The 16,575-nt window shown below is 61.5% G+C and carries 16 protein-coding genes; 12 read left to right on the top strand and 4 right to left on the bottom strand.

What is annotated here, in order from left to right; translation table 11 throughout:
• The first annotated feature begins 210 nt into the window (after positions 1–210).
• The 6 genes from BMH52_RS26635 to BMH52_RS26655 all read left to right on the top strand — a co-directional run bounded on the left by BMH52_RS26635 (position 211) and on the right by BMH52_RS26655 (position 5,629).
• Positions 211–2,535, top strand: a complete 2,325-nt coding sequence (locus tag BMH52_RS26635; RefSeq protein WP_072435728.1) for an FdhF/YdeP family oxidoreductase — start codon at positions 211–213, stop codon at positions 2,533–2,535.
• A gap of 67 nt (positions 2,536–2,602) precedes the next feature.
• A complete protein-coding gene (locus BMH52_RS26640) occupies positions 2,603–4,024 on the top strand; it encodes a cytochrome ubiquinol oxidase subunit I (protein WP_072435729.1) in 1,422 nt (473 codons plus the stop codon).
• 15 nt (positions 4,025–4,039) lie between these two features.
• Complete coding sequence (gene cydB, locus BMH52_RS26645) at positions 4,040–5,056, top strand: cytochrome d ubiquinol oxidase subunit II (RefSeq protein ID WP_072435730.1); 1,017 nt, start codon at positions 4,040–4,042, stop codon at positions 5,054–5,056.
• Positions 5,043–5,180 carry a hypothetical protein gene (locus BMH52_RS29365; RefSeq protein ID WP_177345112.1) on the top strand — a complete coding sequence of 46 codons (138 nt, stop codon included), beginning with the start codon at positions 5,043–5,045 and terminating at the stop codon, positions 5,178–5,180. Before cydB ends, BMH52_RS29365 begins: the two co-directional genes overlap by 14 nt.
• On the top strand, positions 5,167–5,328 hold the full coding sequence (locus BMH52_RS26650; protein WP_072435731.1) for a DUF2474 domain-containing protein: 162 nt from the start codon (positions 5,167–5,169) through the stop codon (positions 5,326–5,328). Before BMH52_RS29365 ends, BMH52_RS26650 begins: the two co-directional genes overlap by 14 nt.
• Positions 5,329–5,389: 61 nt before the next feature.
• Entirely contained in the window at positions 5,390–5,629 is a 240-nt protein-coding gene (locus BMH52_RS26655) for a hypothetical protein (protein ID WP_072435732.1), read from the top strand.
• 217 nt (positions 5,630–5,846) lie between these two features.
• On the opposite strand, the gene BMH52_RS26660 is transcribed toward BMH52_RS26655, so the two are convergent.
• The 4 genes from BMH52_RS26660 to BMH52_RS26675 all read right to left on the bottom strand — a co-directional run bounded on the left by BMH52_RS26660 (position 5,847) and on the right by BMH52_RS26675 (position 9,854).
• The gene (locus BMH52_RS26660; protein ID WP_014718098.1) at positions 5,847–6,665 is read right to left on the bottom strand and encodes an alpha/beta fold hydrolase; all 819 of its coding nucleotides are present in this window, start codon (positions 6,663–6,665) and stop codon (positions 5,847–5,849) included.
• Between the two features lie 93 nt (positions 6,666–6,758).
• On the bottom strand, positions 6,759–8,150 hold the full coding sequence (locus tag BMH52_RS26665; protein ID WP_073845566.1) for an alginate export family protein: 1,392 nt from the start codon (positions 8,148–8,150) through the stop codon (positions 6,759–6,761).
• Entirely contained in the window at positions 8,147–9,043 is an 897-nt protein-coding gene (locus BMH52_RS26670) for a VOC family protein (protein ID WP_073845568.1), read from the bottom strand. The genes BMH52_RS26665 and BMH52_RS26670 overlap by 4 nt, the downstream gene beginning before the upstream one ends.
• A gap of 238 nt (positions 9,044–9,281) precedes the next feature.
• Complete coding sequence (locus BMH52_RS26675; RefSeq protein WP_073845570.1) at positions 9,282–9,854, bottom strand: LuxR C-terminal-related transcriptional regulator; 573 nt, start codon at positions 9,852–9,854, stop codon at positions 9,282–9,284.
• A gap of 130 nt (positions 9,855–9,984) precedes the next feature.
• Between BMH52_RS26675 and BMH52_RS26680 the strand changes: the two genes are divergently transcribed.
• From BMH52_RS26680 to BMH52_RS26705, 6 genes are all read left to right on the top strand, one after another.
• Positions 9,985–11,163 carry an acetyl-CoA acetyltransferase gene (locus BMH52_RS26680; protein WP_014718101.1) on the top strand — a complete coding sequence of 393 codons (1,179 nt, stop codon included), beginning with the start codon at positions 9,985–9,987 and terminating at the stop codon, positions 11,161–11,163.
• 3 nt (positions 11,164–11,166) lie between these two features.
• The gene (locus tag BMH52_RS26685; RefSeq protein WP_072435735.1) at positions 11,167–12,696 is read left to right on the top strand and encodes a class I adenylate-forming enzyme family protein; all 1,530 of its coding nucleotides are present in this window, start codon (positions 11,167–11,169) and stop codon (positions 12,694–12,696) included.
• Positions 12,697–12,729: 33 nt separating this feature from the next.
• Positions 12,730–14,049 carry an MFS transporter gene (locus tag BMH52_RS26690; protein ID WP_060767425.1) on the top strand — a complete coding sequence of 440 codons (1,320 nt, stop codon included), beginning with the start codon at positions 12,730–12,732 and terminating at the stop codon, positions 14,047–14,049.
• A gap of 143 nt (positions 14,050–14,192) precedes the next feature.
• A complete protein-coding gene (locus tag BMH52_RS26695; RefSeq protein ID WP_014718104.1) occupies positions 14,193–14,747 on the top strand; it encodes a histidine phosphatase family protein in 555 nt (184 codons plus the stop codon).
• Between the two features lie 45 nt (positions 14,748–14,792).
• Positions 14,793–15,548, top strand: coding sequence for a precorrin-6A synthase (deacetylating) (gene cobF, locus BMH52_RS26700; RefSeq protein ID WP_019817301.1), 756 nt, complete (start codon positions 14,793–14,795; stop codon positions 15,546–15,548).
• Between the two features lie 10 nt (positions 15,549–15,558).
• Positions 15,559–16,275, top strand: coding sequence for an alpha/beta hydrolase (locus BMH52_RS26705; protein ID WP_020303169.1), 717 nt, complete (start codon positions 15,559–15,561; stop codon positions 16,273–16,275).
• Positions 16,276–16,575: the final 300 nt, after the last annotated feature.

A 16,575-nucleotide genomic window follows, 5' to 3' on the forward strand; every position in this document is an offset into this window, starting at 1 on the left:
GATGAAGTGGTCATTATTTGTGATTAGACAGGCTGTTTATGCACGGCATAGGCTAAATGCGTAACTCGATGTTGGACCCTTAAAACCGGTCGACGTGAACCCGGTTTAGTGGGCTTTAAACCGATTTGCGTTTTGCAGTGCCTGAAAAATAATCATCAATAAGGGCTTTAGTTAGGCCCGCGCCTACGTGTGAAGTCTTGGAGAATTACCATGAGCGAAGTTGAACGTTATAAACCGTACAAGGGGGCGGCCGCAGGTTGGGGCGCGCTGATTGCGGTGACGCAAAGCTGGCTGGGCAGTGAAAACGCGTTCAAGAACATCCGCGCGATGCTCAAGACCAACCAGAATGGCGGTTTTGACTGCCCGGGTTGTGCATGGGGCGAATCGCCGGAAGGCGGCATGGTCAAGTTCTGCGAGAACGGCGCCAAGGCGGTGAACTGGGAAGCCACCGGGCGCCTGGTCAACCCGGCGTTCTTCAATAAATACACGGTGTCGTCGCTGGCGGCGCAAAGTGACTATTGGCTCGAATACCAGGGGCGCCTGACCCATCCGATGCGCTACGACGCCTCGCTGGATCGTTATGTCGAAACCAGTTGGGACGACGCCTTTGCCCTGATCGCCAAGCACCTGAAGGAACTGGAGTCGCCGGACCAGGCGGAGTTCTATACCTCGGGCCGGGCCAGTAACGAAGCGGCGTATCTGTACCAGCTGTTCGTGCGCGCCTACGGCACCAACAACTTCCCCGACTGTTCGAACATGTGCCACGAAGCGAGCGGCCTGGGCATGGACGACAGTGTCGGCGTGGGCAAAGGCACGGTGACGTTTGATGACCTGGGGGAAGCCGACGCGATTTTCGTTATCGGCCAGAACCCCGGTACCAACCACCCACGCATGCTTGAGCCACTGCGCGAGGCGGTGAAGCGCGGCGCCCAGGTGATCTGTTTCAACCCACTCAAAGAGCGTGGGCTGGAACGTTTCCAACACCCGCAGCATCCGCTGGAGATGCTCACCAACGGTTCCGAACCCACCTCGTCGGCGTACTTTCGTCCGGCGCTGGGCGGCGACATGGCGGCCTTTCGAGGCATCGCCAAGTTCCTGCTGGAATGGGAGCGTGATGCACTGGAAAACAATGGCGAGGCGGTGTTCGACCGCACATTCATTGCCGAACACACCTCGGGTCTCGAACAGTACCTGGCACAGGTCGACGCCACCTCGTGGGAGCATATCGTCGAGCAATCGGGCCTTAGCCTTGCCGACATCGAGCTGGCGGCGCGCATGTACCGCCGCGCCAACCGGGTGATCATGTGCTGGGCGATGGGCGTGACCCAGCATGTGCACTCGGTGGTGACCGTACAGGAAATCATCAACGTGCAACTGTTGCGCGGCAATATCGGCCGGCCAGGCGCAGGGCTGTCGCCGGTGCGTGGGCACAGTAACGTGCAGGGCGACCGCACCATGGGCATCAACGAGCTGGCGCCACCGGAGCTGATCGATGCGCTGGAAGCGCGCTTTCACTTTAAGGTACCGCGCCGCCATGGTCACAACACTGTGATGGCGATTGCCGCCATGGAACAGGGGCTCGCCAAAGTCTTCATCGGCCTGGGTGGCAATTTTGCCCAAGCGACGCCGGACACCCCACGCACCCATGCGGCATTGCGCAAGTGCGACCTGACCGTGCACATCGCCACCAAGCTCAACCGAAGCCACCTGGTGACCGGCCGCGAAGCCTTGATCCTGCCGTGCCTGGGCCGTACCGATATCGACATTCAGGCCGAGGGCCCGCAAGGCGTGACCGTGGAAGACACCTTCAGCATGGTGCACATCTCCCACGGCCAACTGAAACCCAAGTCGCCCTTGATGCGCTCTGAACCGGCCATCATCGCCGGGATCGCCAATGCGACCCTGGGCAAGCACCCCATTGACTGGCTGTGGACGGTGGCCGACTACGGCCGCATCCGTGACTTGATCGCCGACACCATTCCCGGCTTCAAGGACTTCAACACAAAACTGCTGCACCCGGGCGGCTTCCACCTGCGCAACAACGCCGCGCACCGCATCTGGCATACCGACAGCGGTAAAGCGCAGTTTGCTCCGAGCGAGTTGCCCGCCCACCTGGTCAGCGAAGGCGTACGCAACCTCGACGTCAAGCCGGACCTGATTCTGCAGACCATGCGTTCCCACGACCAGTACAACACCACGTTGTACGGGCTCGATGACCGCTATCGCGGCGTTTATGGCATGCGCGACGTGGTGTTCGTCAATGAACAGGACATTCGCAAGCTGGGTTACGAGCCTGGGCAAAAGGTCGACATGGTGTCGTTGTGGGGCGATGGGCGCGAGCGTCGGGTCAGTGGCTTTACGTTGATCGCCTACGACATTCCGCCTGGCCAGGCTGCCGCCTATTACCCGGAAACCAACCCCCTGGTACCCCTGGAAAGCTATGGCGACCGCACCTTCACTCCCACGTCGAAGTTCATCGCTATTCGCCTTGAACCTGCGCCGGCCAGCAACCTGATTCAGTCACTCGGCGCTTGAGCCGGGCGGGGCGGCCGGCAGGTCGCCCTGGGTTGTGCTGATCACTGGACACTATGAGGGTACCGTCATGCTAAATCTCGAGGCGCTCGACCTGGCGCGAATTCAGTTCGCCTTCACGGTCTCGTTTCACATCATCTTTCCCGCCATCACCATCGGCCTGGCCAGTTTCCTGGCTGTGCTGGAAGGCTTGTGGCTGAAAACCGACAATCCGGTCTACAAGGATCTGTATCACTTCTGGTCGAAAATCTTCGCCGTCAACTTCGGTATGGGCGTGGTTTCGGGCCTGGTCATGGCGTACGAATTCGGCACCAACTGGAGCCGCTTCTCGGACTTCGCCGGGAGTATCACCGGGCCCTTGCTCACCTATGAAGTGCTGACGGCATTCTTCCTGGAAGCGGGCTTCTTGGGGGTCATGCTGTTTGGCTGGAACCGGGTCGGGCGTGGGTTGCACTTCTTTGCCACCGTAATGGTCGCCATCGGTACGTTGATCTCGACGTTCTGGATTCTGGCCTCCAACAGCTGGATGCAAACTCCCCAGGGCTTTTCCATCGTGGATGGCCGGGTGATGCCGCTGGACTGGTTCGCCATCGTCTTCAACCCGTCGTTCCCGTTCCGCCTGACGCACATGGCAATCGCTGCGTTTGTCGCCACGGCGTTCTTCGTCGGCTCCTCGGCGGCCTGGCACCTGCTGCGTAAAAACGACACCCCGGCAGTGCGCAAGATGCTCTCGATGGCGTTGTGGATGGCATTGATCGTGGCACCGATCCAGGCGGTCGTCGGTGATGCCCATGGCCTGAACACCCTGGAGCATCAACCGGCAAAAATCGCCGCGATTGAAGGGCATTGGGAAAACGTCGGTGACGGCGCGACGCCGCTGGTGTTGTTCGGGATCCCTGACATGGAGGCCGAAAAGACCCGCTACGCGATCGAGGTCCCGTACCTGGGCAGCCTGATCCTAACCCACAGCCTGGACAAACAGATCCCGGCGCTCAAGAGCTTCCCTAAAGAGGACCGACCGAACTCGACCATCATTTTCTTCAGTTTCCGGATCATGGCCGGGCTGGGGATGTTGATGATCCTCACCGGGATACTGGGCTTGGCATTGCGCCGTAATGGCGCGCTGTATCGCAATCGCCTGTTCCTGCGCCTGGTGTTGTTCATGGGGCCGACCGGCCTGATCGCGATGCTCGCCGGCTGGATCACCACCGAAGTCGGGCGCCAGCCATGGGTGGTCTACGGGCTGATGCGCACCGCCGACGCGGCGTCCAACCATACCGTCACGCAGTTGAGCATCTCTCTGGCGTTGTTCGTGGTGATCTACTTCTCGGTGTTTGCCGTGGGGATCGGCTACATGATGAAGCTGGTACGCAAGGGCCCGCAGCCCCATCACGACCATCCGCCCCAAGGTGGCCCCGGCCAGGACCGTACGCCACGTCGTCCCCTGTCCGCCGTTACCGAGACGCTCGCGTCCGGCGACCACACCAACTGATCGAGGGGATTGCACATGGGCATTCAAGGTATAGACCTGTCGTTGATATGGGGCGTGATCATCGCCTTCGGGGTGATGATGTACGTAATCATGGACGGCTTCGACCTGGGGTTGGGCATCCTGTTTCCGTTGATCCCGGACGAGCAGGAGCGCGACGTGATGATGAACACCGTGGCGCCGGTATGGGACGGCAACGAGACGTGGCTGATTCTGGGCGGCGCGGCGTTGTATGGCGCGTTTCCGCTGGCGTACTCAGTGATCCTGGAAGCGTTGTACCTGCCGCTGATCTTCATGCTGGCCGGGCTGATCTTTCGCGGCGTGGCGTTTGAATTCCGCTTCAAGGCCAGCCCGCAGAAGCGGCACATTTGGGACATGGCGTTTATCGGCGGCTCGTTCCTGGCGACCTTTTGCCAGGGCGTGGTGATCGGCACCTACATTGCCGGCATACCGGTGGTAAATCGCCAGTTTGCCGGCGGCACCCTGGACTGGTTGTCTCCGTTCCCGCTGTTCTGCGGCGTAGGGCTGGTGGTGGCGTACGCCCTGCTGGGCAGCACCTGGTTGCTGGTCAAGACCGAAGGCATGCTGGAATCGCGGATGCGCCTGTTCAGCCATTACCTGGCCTTCGCCCTGATGGCCGTGGTGGCCGTACTGTGTGTGTGGACCCCCTGGCTGCGCCCGGAAATCGCCACGCGCTGGTTCACCCACGCACACATAGTGGTGTTCGGCGGGCTCTTGCTGCTCGGCGTACTGGCCCTGGTCGGGCTGTTGAAGACCTTGCGTCACCACCATTCCCACTGGCCGTTCGTGTTCACCCTGATGCTGGTCTTCCTCGGCTATATCGGTCTGGCGTTCAGCATCTGGCCGAACATCGTACCGCCGTCCATCAGCCTGTGGGACGCCGCATCACCACCGTCCAGCCAGCTGTTTATCCTGATCGGCACCCTGTTCATCCTGCCGATCATCCTGATGTACACCTGCTGGAGCTACTACGTCTTCCGTGGAAAAGTGAGGATTGGCGATGGTTACCACTAACGCTGAAAAACCGATGCCGTTTTACAAACAGGTGGCGCAGTTAAGCCTGCTGTTTTGCACGGCAATGATCATGCTGGCCGCCGCGACGGCCCTGACAATGGAAATGGCCCATGGAACGCTATGAAGTGTCACAGGCTCAAAATCAGGCAGGCCCCTGGTACAAACGGGTGTGTTGGTTGATCGCTATTTGGCTCGCCAGTGTGGTTGCACTCGGCATTGTGGCCAGTGGTATTCGAGGGATCATGCACATGGCCGGCATGAGTAGCCATTGACGGGGTATTTTACCTAACGAACGTCCGGCGCTGAACGTGGCGCCGGATCAAGGAGAGACGTATGTCAGAACGTATTGATAGAGACCATCCTGTTGAATATGTGACAAAAAGTGGTGTCACCGTGATGATTGGCTTCAGCTGGGGCCAGGCACTGGATATTCCTGTGGGTGCCCGGTTGACCTTGCCAGGCGAGGATGCCCGACCTGCCTTTGTGGAGGGAGACCATTGGGAGAGTTATGAGCAGGCGGTTGAAGGGGCGCAAGAAGCGGCAGAGCGGTGGGTGAGATCTCCGCTTCGATGAAAGGGCTTATGGGGCTGGTGTGGTGGTGGGGTGAACTGCGCCTGGCCTTGTAAGCGTCACTGGATTTCAGGCACAAAAAAAGACGTCTTTGGACGTCTTTTTTTATGGATGCTTACTATTTTTGCGTTTGCGTACCCGCCGTGAATACCAAAGTCTCCAGCAACCCCTTACCCTCAGGGCTTTCCCGGCCAAACAGGGAGAGGATGTTTCAAGTGGTTCAGCGGTTCAGGAACCCCAACAGGTCTTCATTGAGCTGTTGAGCGTGGGTCACGGCAAACCCGTGCGGCGCATCCTTGTACACTTTCAGTTGTGCGCCCTCGATCATCTGCGCCGCGACTTTGCCGGTGGTGTCGAACGGCACGATCTGGTCGCCGTCGCCATGGATCACCAGGGTCGGTACGTCGATCTTGGCCATGTCCGGGCGGAAGTCGGTTTGCGAGAACGCGGTGACGCAATCCACGGTCGACTTGAGCGAGGCAAGCATGGCGATCTGCAGGGTCTGGCTGAGCACACCCTCTGAAACGTGCTGGCCTTTATTGAGACCGAAGAACGGCGTGTTGAAGTCGCTGATGAACTGCGCACGATCCTTCAACAGGCCGGCCTTGATGCCATCGAACACCTCACCAGGCACGCCTTGGGGGTAGTCGGCTTGCTGGCCGAAGATCGGCGTGACCGCGCCCAACAACACCAGGCCGGCGACACGGGCACTGCCGTGGCGGGCGATGTAGCGCGCCACGTCACCGCCACCCATGGAGAAGCCCACCAGGGTCACGTCCTGCAGGTCCAGGTGTTCGATCAACTGGGCGATATCGTCAGCGAAGGTGTCGTAGTCGTTACCGGTCCAGGGCTGGTCCGAGCGGCCAAAACCACGACGGTCAAAGGCAATGGTGCGAAAGCCACGGCTGCTCAGGTATTCCATCTGGTATTCCCACATGTCCGCATCCAGCGGCCAGCCGTGGCTGAACAGCACGGGCTTACCGCTGCCCCAGTCCTTGAAGTAGATCTGGGTACCGTCTTTGGCAACGAATGTGCTCATCTGAAACTCCTTGCAGGGCTGAAAAAGGGCGGTGAAAAAACCGCATCACTATTGCCGTAAACCTGAGCCGAGGCTTGTATGGGTGTGCTTGTCTCACCAACTGAACTTGAGCTCCATGCCCAGATAATTGCTGTCGTGCCCACCGGCATCACGCAGGGTCTGGCCGACCGCGTAGTGCACGGCCTCGACCGCACCGCTGAGGTTGGGCGTAAAGGCGTAGTCGGTGCGCAGTTGACCGTAGGCGCCGGTCCAGCGCTCACCTTGGCCCGCGGTGCCAGCCACGGGCAGGTTGGGCTGGGTGTAGACGGCGTCTGCGGTGGTCTGCCGCCACAGCAGGCCGACGGCGGTTTGCACGCTGAGCTTGGCGATGGGCTTGACGGTGATCGACGGCTTGACGTGGATCAGGTTGCTGTAGCCGGTATAGCCCGCCAGGGAAAAGTAATAGCCATTGGGGAACAGCGGGTTGAAGGTGCCGACCCGGCCATCACCGGCCTGGCGGTCACCGGAAGCGATATCCAGTTGCAGGCCGATACGCGGCTTCCAAGCCAGGGTGTCAAAGGTGTAGCCGGTGCGGCTGCCACCGGCCCAGGCGCGAATCGTCTTGCTACCCACCGAGCCCCGTTGCAGCATGGCTTCGACGTCCCAGTCGAAACCCTGGGCTGCGCCACCGAGGCGGGCGTCCAGCAACTGGCGCGTCTCTTCGCCGTCGGCGTCCAGGTAATGAGCGGCGCTGCGCTCGTACACGCCGTAATAGGCCGACAGCTCATTGGTGCCGCCCACCAGCCGCTCGACCCGCAGCATGTGGAAGCGCGCGTCGCTGTTGGACTTGTCGTCGAAATGCCGGCCATCCTGATACTGCACCGGTTGGCTGGCGATCCCGATAAAGCGCCATTGCGGCGTTTCCCAGTCCGCCCACAACGCATCGAAGGACTGCCGCACATTCGGGCCGTCCCGTGACGAGATGAAGCGCTGCAAGTCGAAGGCGAAATCCTGGCGGCCAGCCCGTGCCTTGAAGGTGCCAGCGCTGAAGGTCTTCACGTATTCGGCAAAGGCCAGGCGCAGGTCGACGCGGTTCTGGTCGGCACCGCCAATCGTGGTCTTGTCATAGGCCCGCACATCTTCCAGCTGGGTGAACAGCCGCCAGTGTTCGTTCAGGTGCAAATCGGCGTGCACCTGAAAGCGCTGGATCAGGTAGCGGTCACGCGCTACATCCCGCACGCCGAACCCGCTGGCGTCGTTCATCTCGAAGCGTTCACGCAAGGTTGCGCCCAACGACAAGTAGGTGAACGGGTTGGCGGCGGACAGTGGGATGTACTTGAGGTTGTCCAGCGGTTGCGTGCGCAACGCCGGGTCCTTGAGCACAGACCAGTCTTCCTGCCAGCGGTTGGCCTTGATCACCGGGCGTACCGGCGGGTCGTCGGCCTGCACGCTGCCAGCAAGCAACGGCCACAGCACCGCCAGGCTCCAGCCTGCGTGACGAATCATTTTGCCGCGCTGAGTTGGTGGATTTCTGCGACATAACCGCCGGGGAACTCCACCAACGCACTGCGCCGACCTTTGCTGTCGAACGCCGGCACCAGCACGGTGGCACCAGACCCGGTGGCCTTGCCCAGGGTGGCGGCGAGGTCGTCGACCTGATAACCGGTGGTGTCGTGGCCGAACGGGTAGGGCAGTTGGCCGTTGGTGACCAGCACCGCCATGCGCCCGAACGGCGATTCGATATCCACGCGGCGGTAGTGGCCGCCGGCCTGGCCGACATCAACCCCTGGGGCGTGCTTGTCGTCGCTCACTACCTTGCCGTGGGAGAAACCCAGGAACGCCTTGATAAACCGCTCGGCGCTGTCGTGAGACACATACACACGGTTTTCCGGCACGGTGTCGAAGGCGGTGTAATCCGGGGTCTTGGTGTGCCAGTAGAGCTGCATGTTCACACCACCCGGCCACTGCACCACGGCATCACGGCCGATGGGGTCGGGGAAATCGCTGACGATCACATCGGCGCCATTTTCCCGCGCGGCCTTGAGGGCCACGTCCATGTCCTTGACCAGATAGCCGTTGCGTTCCTGGCCGAACGGGTGGGGTACGGGGGTGGTAAAGCCGAACAACGACACGGTGCCCGCCGGGGTCTGGAGCAATTGCGAGGTGGTGCTGCTCGGCACCGGCAGCACATTGACCACGACCTGGGGCGTGCTTTTGCCGCCGAAGGTGGCGAGGAAACTCTGGGCAAAACGGTCCACATCGGCCGGTGCCACATACACATGGCTGGTGTCGTATTGCGGCGCCACGGCCACGCTTGGGGTGGCGGCGAACGCGCTGTTCATCATCGCGCTTGCCAGCAGCGTCAATGCCAGCGATACCTTGGTTGTTGTGTTACCCATGCCCGTTCTCCAGCGCTTCTGAGGGTTCGAAAGCCGTGAGGTTAGGGGGGCAGGGCGGTGGGGAATTGTATGGACGTGCTCGGTTGAACGTTTCAGCTACCTGACGCCCCTCAATTTAAATGTGGGAGCTGGCTTGCCTGCGATGACGGCGTGTCAGTCACTGCATCTATGACTGCACGACCGCTTTCGCAGGCAAGCCAGCTCCCACATTTGATCTTCGCTGCTTTGGGCATTGCGGTCAGGCCACCATGATGATCTTCGATACCAATTCCACCACCGTCTTGGCCTGCAGTTTCTTCATCAACCGCGCCCGGTGCACCTCAACGGTGCGGTGGGAGATCGCCAGGCGCAGGGCGATTTCCTTGGATTTGAAGCCGTTGACGATGTGCATGGCAATTTCCCGCTCACGGGGCGTGAGGTCGCCGGTGCCCTGGTGCATGCGGTCCAGGCGTTCGAAGTGCCAGATCATCAGTTTGAATGGGTCTTTGGGGGTGAGGGTGTAACCGTGGGACTTGGCCCAGAACACTTCGCCGTTGTGGTGCTGCATGAAGCGTTCATCGGAATAAAAGCCGTTGTCGCTGTCGAGCAGCCAGTCATGGCTGCGCTTGCCGATGGCGTGGTAGTCGGCCTGGGACGGGTAGATCAGCAGGGTCAGCTGGCTGACCAGTGCATCGCGCGTATAGCCGAACAGCTTCAGAAAAGCGTCGTTGCAGTCGAGAATCACGCGGTCGCTGGTGACGATCTGCGGGGCAGGGGACAGCTTGAACGCCAGGCGTTCGAGGTCGGGAAATTGCTGGGCTAGCGCGGTCATGGGGCATCCTGCCTCGTTGTTCAATGCCCTGGGGCGCTACTTACCCGTGTAAGTAGTTACACGAATTGGCGCACGATCAGGGGTGGGTCATTGTAAGTAAAGTCCGAATCAAGAACAGAAGAAATTGATTATGCCTGCTGATTGCGTCTCCATTGTTGCCGCTGGTCACTCCCGCTTTGGTCGCCTGGAAGGCACGACGCTGGAAGACCTGATCGTCCAGGTGACCCGGGAAGCCCTGAGCGACGCCGAGATTGACGCGTCGCAAATCGATGCGTTGTTCCTCGGTCATTTCAACTCGGGGCTGGTGCCCGACGGGTTTGCCGCCTCATTGCTATTGCAAGCCGACCCCGGTCTGCGCTTCAAACCTGCCACCCGCTGTGAAAACGCCTGTGCGTCCGGCTCGGCAGCGATCCAGGCGGGGGTCAATGCGATTCTCTCCGGCAGCGCCGAGCTGGTATTGGTAGTGGGCGCCGAGAAGATGACCCACACCAGCACCGCCGCAGTCACCCAAGCCTTGGCCGGGGCCGGTTACCAGAACGACCCGGCCGAAGCCGGCCTGAGTTTCCCGCAGTTGTTCGGCCGCGCCGCCCGCCAATACGCCGAGCGTTACCACTGCCCGCTGGGCTCGATGGCGGCCATCGCCACCAAAAACCACTCCAATGCCATGGCCAACCCCTTGGCGCAGATGCATCGGGAGATGAATTTCGAGCACTGCAACAACGTCTCCCAAAGCAACCCGTTCGTGGCCGAGTCCCTGCGCCTGACCGATTGCTCGTTGATCAGCGATGGCGCCGCCGCCATCATCCTCGCCTCGCCCAAACGTGCGCGTGCGTTTCGTCGCGAGGTGCAGATACGTGCAATGACCCAGGTCAACGACACGCTGCCCATCGCCCAACGCGACATCCTCGCCTTCGAGGGCCCGCAGCGGGCGATTCATTCAGCATTGCGCGGCGCAAATGTGACCCTGGCCGACCTGAGCTTCGCCGAGGTGCACGACTGCTTCACCATTGCCGAGTTGCTGATCTACGAAGCCATGGGTCTGGCGCCCAAGGGCGAAGGCCATCGCGTGCTCGACAGCGGCGTGGTGCGCGCCGGCGGGCGCTTGCCGGTGAACCTTTCCGGCGGGCTCAAGGCCAAGGGGCACCCCGTCGGTGCCACGGGGGTGTCCATGCATGCCTTGGCGTTCCGGCAATTGACCGGCGAACCGATTGGCCTGGCGGTGCCCAACCCGGAGTTTGGCCTGGTGTTCAACATGGGCGGCATGGCGGTGGCCAACTACGCCTCGGTCCTGCAGGCACGCCGGAGCTGAGCCATGAACATTGCCAACTGGCTGCACGACACCCAGCGCCGGGCCCCGCAACGCCCGGCATTGTTCGACGGCAGCGTGCAAGTGGCCGACTACGCCACCTTCGCCGCCCACGTGCGCCAACGCGCCGCGCACCTGGTGGAGCAGCATGGCCTGGTGCCGGGAGACGCGGTGGCGCTGCTGATGAAAAACAGCTGCGACTACCTGGAACTGCTCTACGCCATCTGGTGGATGGGCGGCGTGGCGGTGCCGATCAACGCCAAGCTGCACCCCAGCGAAGCGGCTTGGATTGCCGATAATGCCGAGGCGCGGTTGATCTTTACCGACGGCGGCCAGGTATTTTCATCGCGGGATTTGCCCGCGCATTGCACGGAACTGGACGGCCACCCGCTGCCGCCCAGCCATGGTTGGCCCAGCCTGGAGCAGCCGGTGCCCCGCCAGGATCACGACCTCGCCTGGCTGTTCTACACCTCCGGCACCACCGGGCGTTCCAAGGGCGTGATGCTGTCCCACGGCAACTTGATCGCCATGTCGCTGTGCTACGCCACGGATGTCGATCAAGTGAGTGCCGACGATGCGGCGCTGTATGCCGCGCCCATGTCCCACGGCGCCGGCCTGTACAACTTTATCCATGTGCGCTGCGGCGCCCGGCATGTGGTGCCGGCTTCCCATGGCTTCGATGCCGCCGAGCTGTTCGGGCTGGCCGAGCACATGGGCGATGTGTCGTTGTTTGCTGCGCCGACCATGGTCAAACGCATGGTCGAGCAGGCGCGGCGCCAGGATTATAACGGCGCCGGCATCAAGACTATCGTCTACGGAGGCGGCCCCATGTACCTGGCCGACCTGCGCGAAGCAGTCGACACCTTCGGCCCGCGCCTGGTGCAGATCTACGGCCAGGGCGAGAGCCCGATGACCATCAGCGTCTTGCCACGCGCCTTGATCGCCGAGCGCCAGCGTCCCGACTGGGCCACCTTGGCCGCCTCGGTGGGCCACGCGCAAGCCTGTGTCGAGATCCGCATTCTTGATGCCGAGCACCAGCCACTGCCCACCGGCGAGCGCGGTGAAATCGCGGTGCGTGGCGCCACGGTGATGCAAGGCTATTGGCGCAACCCGCAGGCCACGCGCCAGACGCTGGTGGACGGCTGGCTGCTGACCGGCGACATCGGCTACCTCGACCCGGCCGGCTACCTGACCCTGACGGATCGCTCCAAGGACGTGATCATCAGTGGCGGCAGCAACGTGTACCCGCGTGAAGTCGAGGAAGTGCTGGCCCAGCATCCCGAGGTGTTCGAAGTGTGCGTGGTGGGCGAGCCGGACGCGCAATGGGGTGAGTCGGTGGTGGCCTTTGTCGTGACGCGCAGCGGCCAGCCGCTGGACGAAAGCGAGCTGACGGCCTGGTTCCTGGCGCGCATGGCCTCGTTCAAAAAGCCGAAAAAATATGTGTGGCGCAGCGATTTGCCGAAGAACAGCTACGGCAAGATTCTCAAGACCGACTTGCGGCATTGGCTGCAAACCGCGAGTATCGCCGCGCTTTAACATGGATCGATAATCAGACAAGGAGTCCCCACGATGGGCAATCCCGCACAAGACACCGTCCGCAAGCGCCGCCGTGCGTTTCTGGGCGCCACCTCCGGCCACTTGATCGAGTGGTACGACTACGGCGTGTATGGCTTTCTCGCGGTCTATATCGGCCAGGCGTTCTTCGTCTCCGATGACCCCACCACCAGCCTGTTGGCCAGCTTTGCCGCGTTTGCACTGAGCTTCTTTATCCGCCCTCTGGGTGGGCTGTTCTTTGGCCCGCTGGCGGACAAGATCGGCCGGCGCAAAACCCTGATCATGGCGCTGGTGATGATGACCGGCTCCACGGTGATGCTGGGCCTGTTGCCGACCTACGCCAGCCTGGGCATCGCCGCACCGATCCTGTTGATTCTGGTGCGCTGCGTACAGGGCTTCTCGGCGGGCGGCGAAATCGGCACCGTCACCAGCTTCATCTCTGAATACGCCGGGCCCGGTCGCCGCGGCTTCGCCACTTGCTGGCTGATGGTCACCGCCGTGCTTGGCCTGCTGCTCGGTGGCGCCGTGGCCAATGGCATGACCTGGGTGCTGGGCGCCGAGGTCATGCAGGAATGGGCCTGGCGCGTACCGTTCCTGATCGCCGCGCCCCTGGGCTTTATCTCCATGTACATCCGCCTCAAGCTCGAAGACAGCCCCGAGTTCCTGGCCCTGCAACGCGCCGGGCAAACGTCGCGGGCGCCGCTGCGCGAGGTCTGGCAGTGGAAGCGTGCGATTGCCCTGGTGTTCTTTATCATCACCTTGCACAGCTCGATTTTCTACCTGGTGCTGACCTTTGCCTCGACCTACATGGCCAAGATCCTCAAGTTCGACAGCGGCACCACCTTGCTGTACGTGTTTGTCGCCAGCTTCTCGGCGGCTTTCGTGATGCCATTTGGCGGGGCCTTTACCGATAAATACGGGCGCAAGCCGTTCCTGATGGTGATCGGCACCTTGGCGACCTTGGCGATGTTCTGGCTGTTCAAATCCGCCCCCACCGCCACCCCGGCGACCTTCTTCGCGCCGTTGATGGCGGTGGCGATTTTGTTCGGGCTGTACGCGTCGTCAACCTATGCGCTGATGAGTGAACTGCTGCCCACGCGCATTCGTTCCACCGGGATTGCGGTGGCCTATAACGTGCCGGTGGCGGTATTTGGCGGCAGCGCACCGTTGATTTCCACCTGGCTGATCAAGGTGACAGGCGACATTACCTCGCCGTGGTATTTCTACGTGGCGACCGGGGTGGTGTCGTTGCTGGCGTTGGTGGTATTGCGCAAGGAGGATTTTGTCGCCAGCGGTCACTCGACAACCGTGCCTGCCAGCGCTGCGTTGGCTTGAAGCACGAACACCCTGTAGGAGCGAGCTTGCTCGCGAAAAACTCATAGGCGCCGCGCTTATTCAGGCAGCACGCGTTATCGTTGAGGTTCTTCGCGAGCAAGAACTAGGCGTCCCCCTCGCTCCTACAGGTACAGAGAATTGCCATGCCGGCCACCCGCTTGACCCTGATCTGCCACGCCATCACGCCCCTGCAAAAGCAGGGGCGTTTCTCTGATGACGAGTCCGTCACGATGGACTGGCAGGGCGCGGCCTTGTCCCTGGCCGGCCGCTACAAACAACAGGCACGCCTGCTGTGCGGCCCCGAGGCCAGAACCTGCCAGAGCGCTGGCTTGTTCGGCGATAACGCCCAGGTCGACCCCGCCTTACGCGACCTTGATGTCGGCGCATGGAAAGGCCAGCGCATCGGCCAACTCGACAGCGCAACCTTGAACACCTGGGCCACCGACAGCGCCAGTGCAGTCCACGGCGGCGAGTCGGTGGGTCAGTTGTGCATTAGGGTTGGCCAATGGCTCAACTCCCTCGAAACCCACCCCGGCCATGTCATCGCCGTGACCCACCCGTTCGTCATCCGCGCGGCGATGCTGTCCGTCATGCAGTTGCCGAGCGCGATGTTCTACCGGATCGACGTCGAGCCATTGTCCGCCACCGAGCTACGCTTCAACGGCGTGTGGCGCCTGCGCCTGGAAACTTCCGCCTGATTCCCGGAACATGGCAAAATCAACGCCCCGCACTGAGAGCACCCCATGAAACGCATCCTGATCATCGGCATTGGCGCCGGCAACCCTGACTACATCACGATGCAGGCCGTGAAGGCGCTGAACCGTACCGACGTGTTCTTCCTGATGGACAAGGGCCAGAGCAAGGACAAGCTGATCGACCTGCGCCGGGAAATCTGCGACACCTACATCACCGAACCCGGCTACCGTTTTGTCGAGGCCGATTGCCCGGAGCGGGTGCGTGGTGAAATCGACTACACCACCGCCGTGCAAGACCTCAACCGCGATAAGCAGCAGACCTTCGAACGCATGATCAACGAAGAAATGGCCGACGGCGAAGTCGGGGCGTTTTTGGCCTGGGGCGACCCGGCGCTGTACGACAGCACCATTCGTATCTTGCAGGCGATTCTTGCCAGCGGTCGCTGTGTGTTCGAGTTTGAAGTGATCCCCGGTATCACCAGCGTGCAGGCCCTGGCGGCGCAGCATAAGGTGCCGCTCAACCGTATCGGCAAGTCCATCGAAATCACCACTGGGCGACGGCTGGCGGCGGGACAGGCGAGTGATGCCGATACCCTGGTGGTGATGCTCGACGCCGAAGATTCCTACCGCAGCGTAGCGGATCAGGACCTGGATATTTACTGGGGCGCCTACCTGGGCACGCCGGACGAGATCCTGATCAGCGGTAAAGTGGCGCACGTGGCAGAAGAGATCGAACGGGTACGCAAGGCGGCGCGCCTGGAAAACGGCTGGATCATGGACACCTATTTGCTGCGCAAACCCTGAGGTAAACCCGATGCTCAAACAGCTTGCCCTCGCCTTGGCCCTGGTGGCCGGCGCCGCTCATGCCGACACCGGCTTGCACACCGACTTGCCGTTGTCCTACCTGGAACAGACCCAGGGCGATGCGCGCAACCAGCCGCTGGTGATCTTCCTGCATGGGTTTGGCAGCAACGAGGAAGATTTGTTTGGCATCAAGGACGCGTTACCGTCTACCTGGACCTACCTATCAGTGCGTGCGCCACTGCCGGTGGAGCCGCAGGGGTATCGTTGGTTTACCAAGACCGATGAGCCTGAGTACAACGGCGAGACCGATGAACTGTTCAGCAGCGCCCGGCTGATCAAGGACTTTGTGCTCAAGGCCACCGCCAAGTACCACACCCAAAGTGATCGGGTGTTCCTGGTGGGGTTCAGCCAGGGCGCGATCATGTCTTACGAGGTGGCCTTGCGTGAACCCGAGTGGGTGCGCGGTATCGCCGCACTCAGTGGCAGCGTGCTACCGGGGCTCAGGTCTGCGCTGAAACCGGATGCGTCCATGGGCAAGCTGGCGATCTTTATCGGCCATGGCACCTTGGACCAGGCGCTGCCCTTTAGCTCGGCCACGCAGGCGAACAAGGTGCTGACAGGGTTGGGGCTCAAGCCGGAGTTTCATGAGTACCCGGGGATGAATCACACCATCAGCGAAGCGGAAATCCAGGACTTAAAAGCCTGGCTTGAGAAAAGCCTGAAGTGAAATGCGGTTAAAAATGTGGGAGCTGGCTTGCCTGCGATAGCCATAGGTATCTACACAACTTCGGCACGACGCTAAATCTGTGGCGAGGGAGCTTGCTCCCGTGACGGCCTGGCAGCCGACACAGATATAACTGATGCCCCGCGATCCAATGTGGGAGCTGGCTTGCCTGCGAAGACGGCCTGGCAGTCATCACAGTTGGACCGTGTACATATCCATTCCTGCGGTAACGGCCACTTAGGGTTCCGCCCTTACGGCGGCTCACTTTGCAAAAGCGGCAAAGTAAGCAAAACGCTCTTGCCC

Origin of the sequence: Pseudomonas sp. BTN1 (assembly GCF_001907715.1) — a bacterium.
In the GTDB taxonomy this organism is placed as follows: Bacteria; Pseudomonadota; Gammaproteobacteria; order Pseudomonadales; family Pseudomonadaceae; genus Aquipseudomonas; species Aquipseudomonas paracarnis.

Bases quoted from the DNA above. Each gene is read 5' to 3' on its own strand.
- BMH52_RS26635 (WP_072435728.1), top strand. From the start codon at position 211: ATGAGCGAAGTTGAACGTTATAAACCGTACAAGGGGGCGGCCGCAGGT.
- BMH52_RS26640 (WP_072435729.1), top strand. From the start codon at position 2,603: ATGCTAAATCTCGAGGCGCTCGACCTGGCGCGAATTCAGTTCGCCTTC.
- cydB (WP_072435730.1), top strand. From the start codon at position 4,040: ATGGGCATTCAAGGTATAGACCTGTCGTTGATATGGGGCGTGATCATC.
- BMH52_RS29365 (WP_177345112.1), top strand. From the start codon at position 5,043: ATGGTTACCACTAACGCTGAAAAACCGATGCCGTTTTACAAACAGGTG.
- BMH52_RS26650 (WP_072435731.1), top strand. From the start codon at position 5,167: ATGGAACGCTATGAAGTGTCACAGGCTCAAAATCAGGCAGGCCCCTGG.
- BMH52_RS26655 (WP_072435732.1), top strand. From the start codon at position 5,390: ATGTCAGAACGTATTGATAGAGACCATCCTGTTGAATATGTGACAAAA.
- BMH52_RS26660 (WP_014718098.1), bottom strand. From the start codon at position 6,665: ATGAGCACATTCGTTGCCAAAGACGGTACCCAGATCTACTTCAAGGAC.
- BMH52_RS26665 (WP_073845566.1), bottom strand. From the start codon at position 8,150: ATGATTCGTCACGCAGGCTGGAGCCTGGCGGTGCTGTGGCCGTTGCTT.
- BMH52_RS26670 (WP_073845568.1), bottom strand. From the start codon at position 9,043: ATGGGTAACACAACAACCAAGGTATCGCTGGCATTGACGCTGCTGGCA.
- BMH52_RS26675 (WP_073845570.1), bottom strand. From the start codon at position 9,854: ATGACCGCGCTAGCCCAGCAATTTCCCGACCTCGAACGCCTGGCGTTC.
- BMH52_RS26680 (WP_014718101.1), top strand. From the start codon at position 9,985: ATGCCTGCTGATTGCGTCTCCATTGTTGCCGCTGGTCACTCCCGCTTT.
- BMH52_RS26685 (WP_072435735.1), top strand. From the start codon at position 11,167: ATGAACATTGCCAACTGGCTGCACGACACCCAGCGCCGGGCCCCGCAA.
- BMH52_RS26690 (WP_060767425.1), top strand. From the start codon at position 12,730: ATGGGCAATCCCGCACAAGACACCGTCCGCAAGCGCCGCCGTGCGTTT.
- BMH52_RS26695 (WP_014718104.1), top strand. From the start codon at position 14,193: ATGCCGGCCACCCGCTTGACCCTGATCTGCCACGCCATCACGCCCCTG.
- cobF (WP_019817301.1), top strand. From the start codon at position 14,793: ATGAAACGCATCCTGATCATCGGCATTGGCGCCGGCAACCCTGACTAC.
- BMH52_RS26705 (WP_020303169.1), top strand. From the start codon at position 15,559: ATGCTCAAACAGCTTGCCCTCGCCTTGGCCCTGGTGGCCGGCGCCGCT.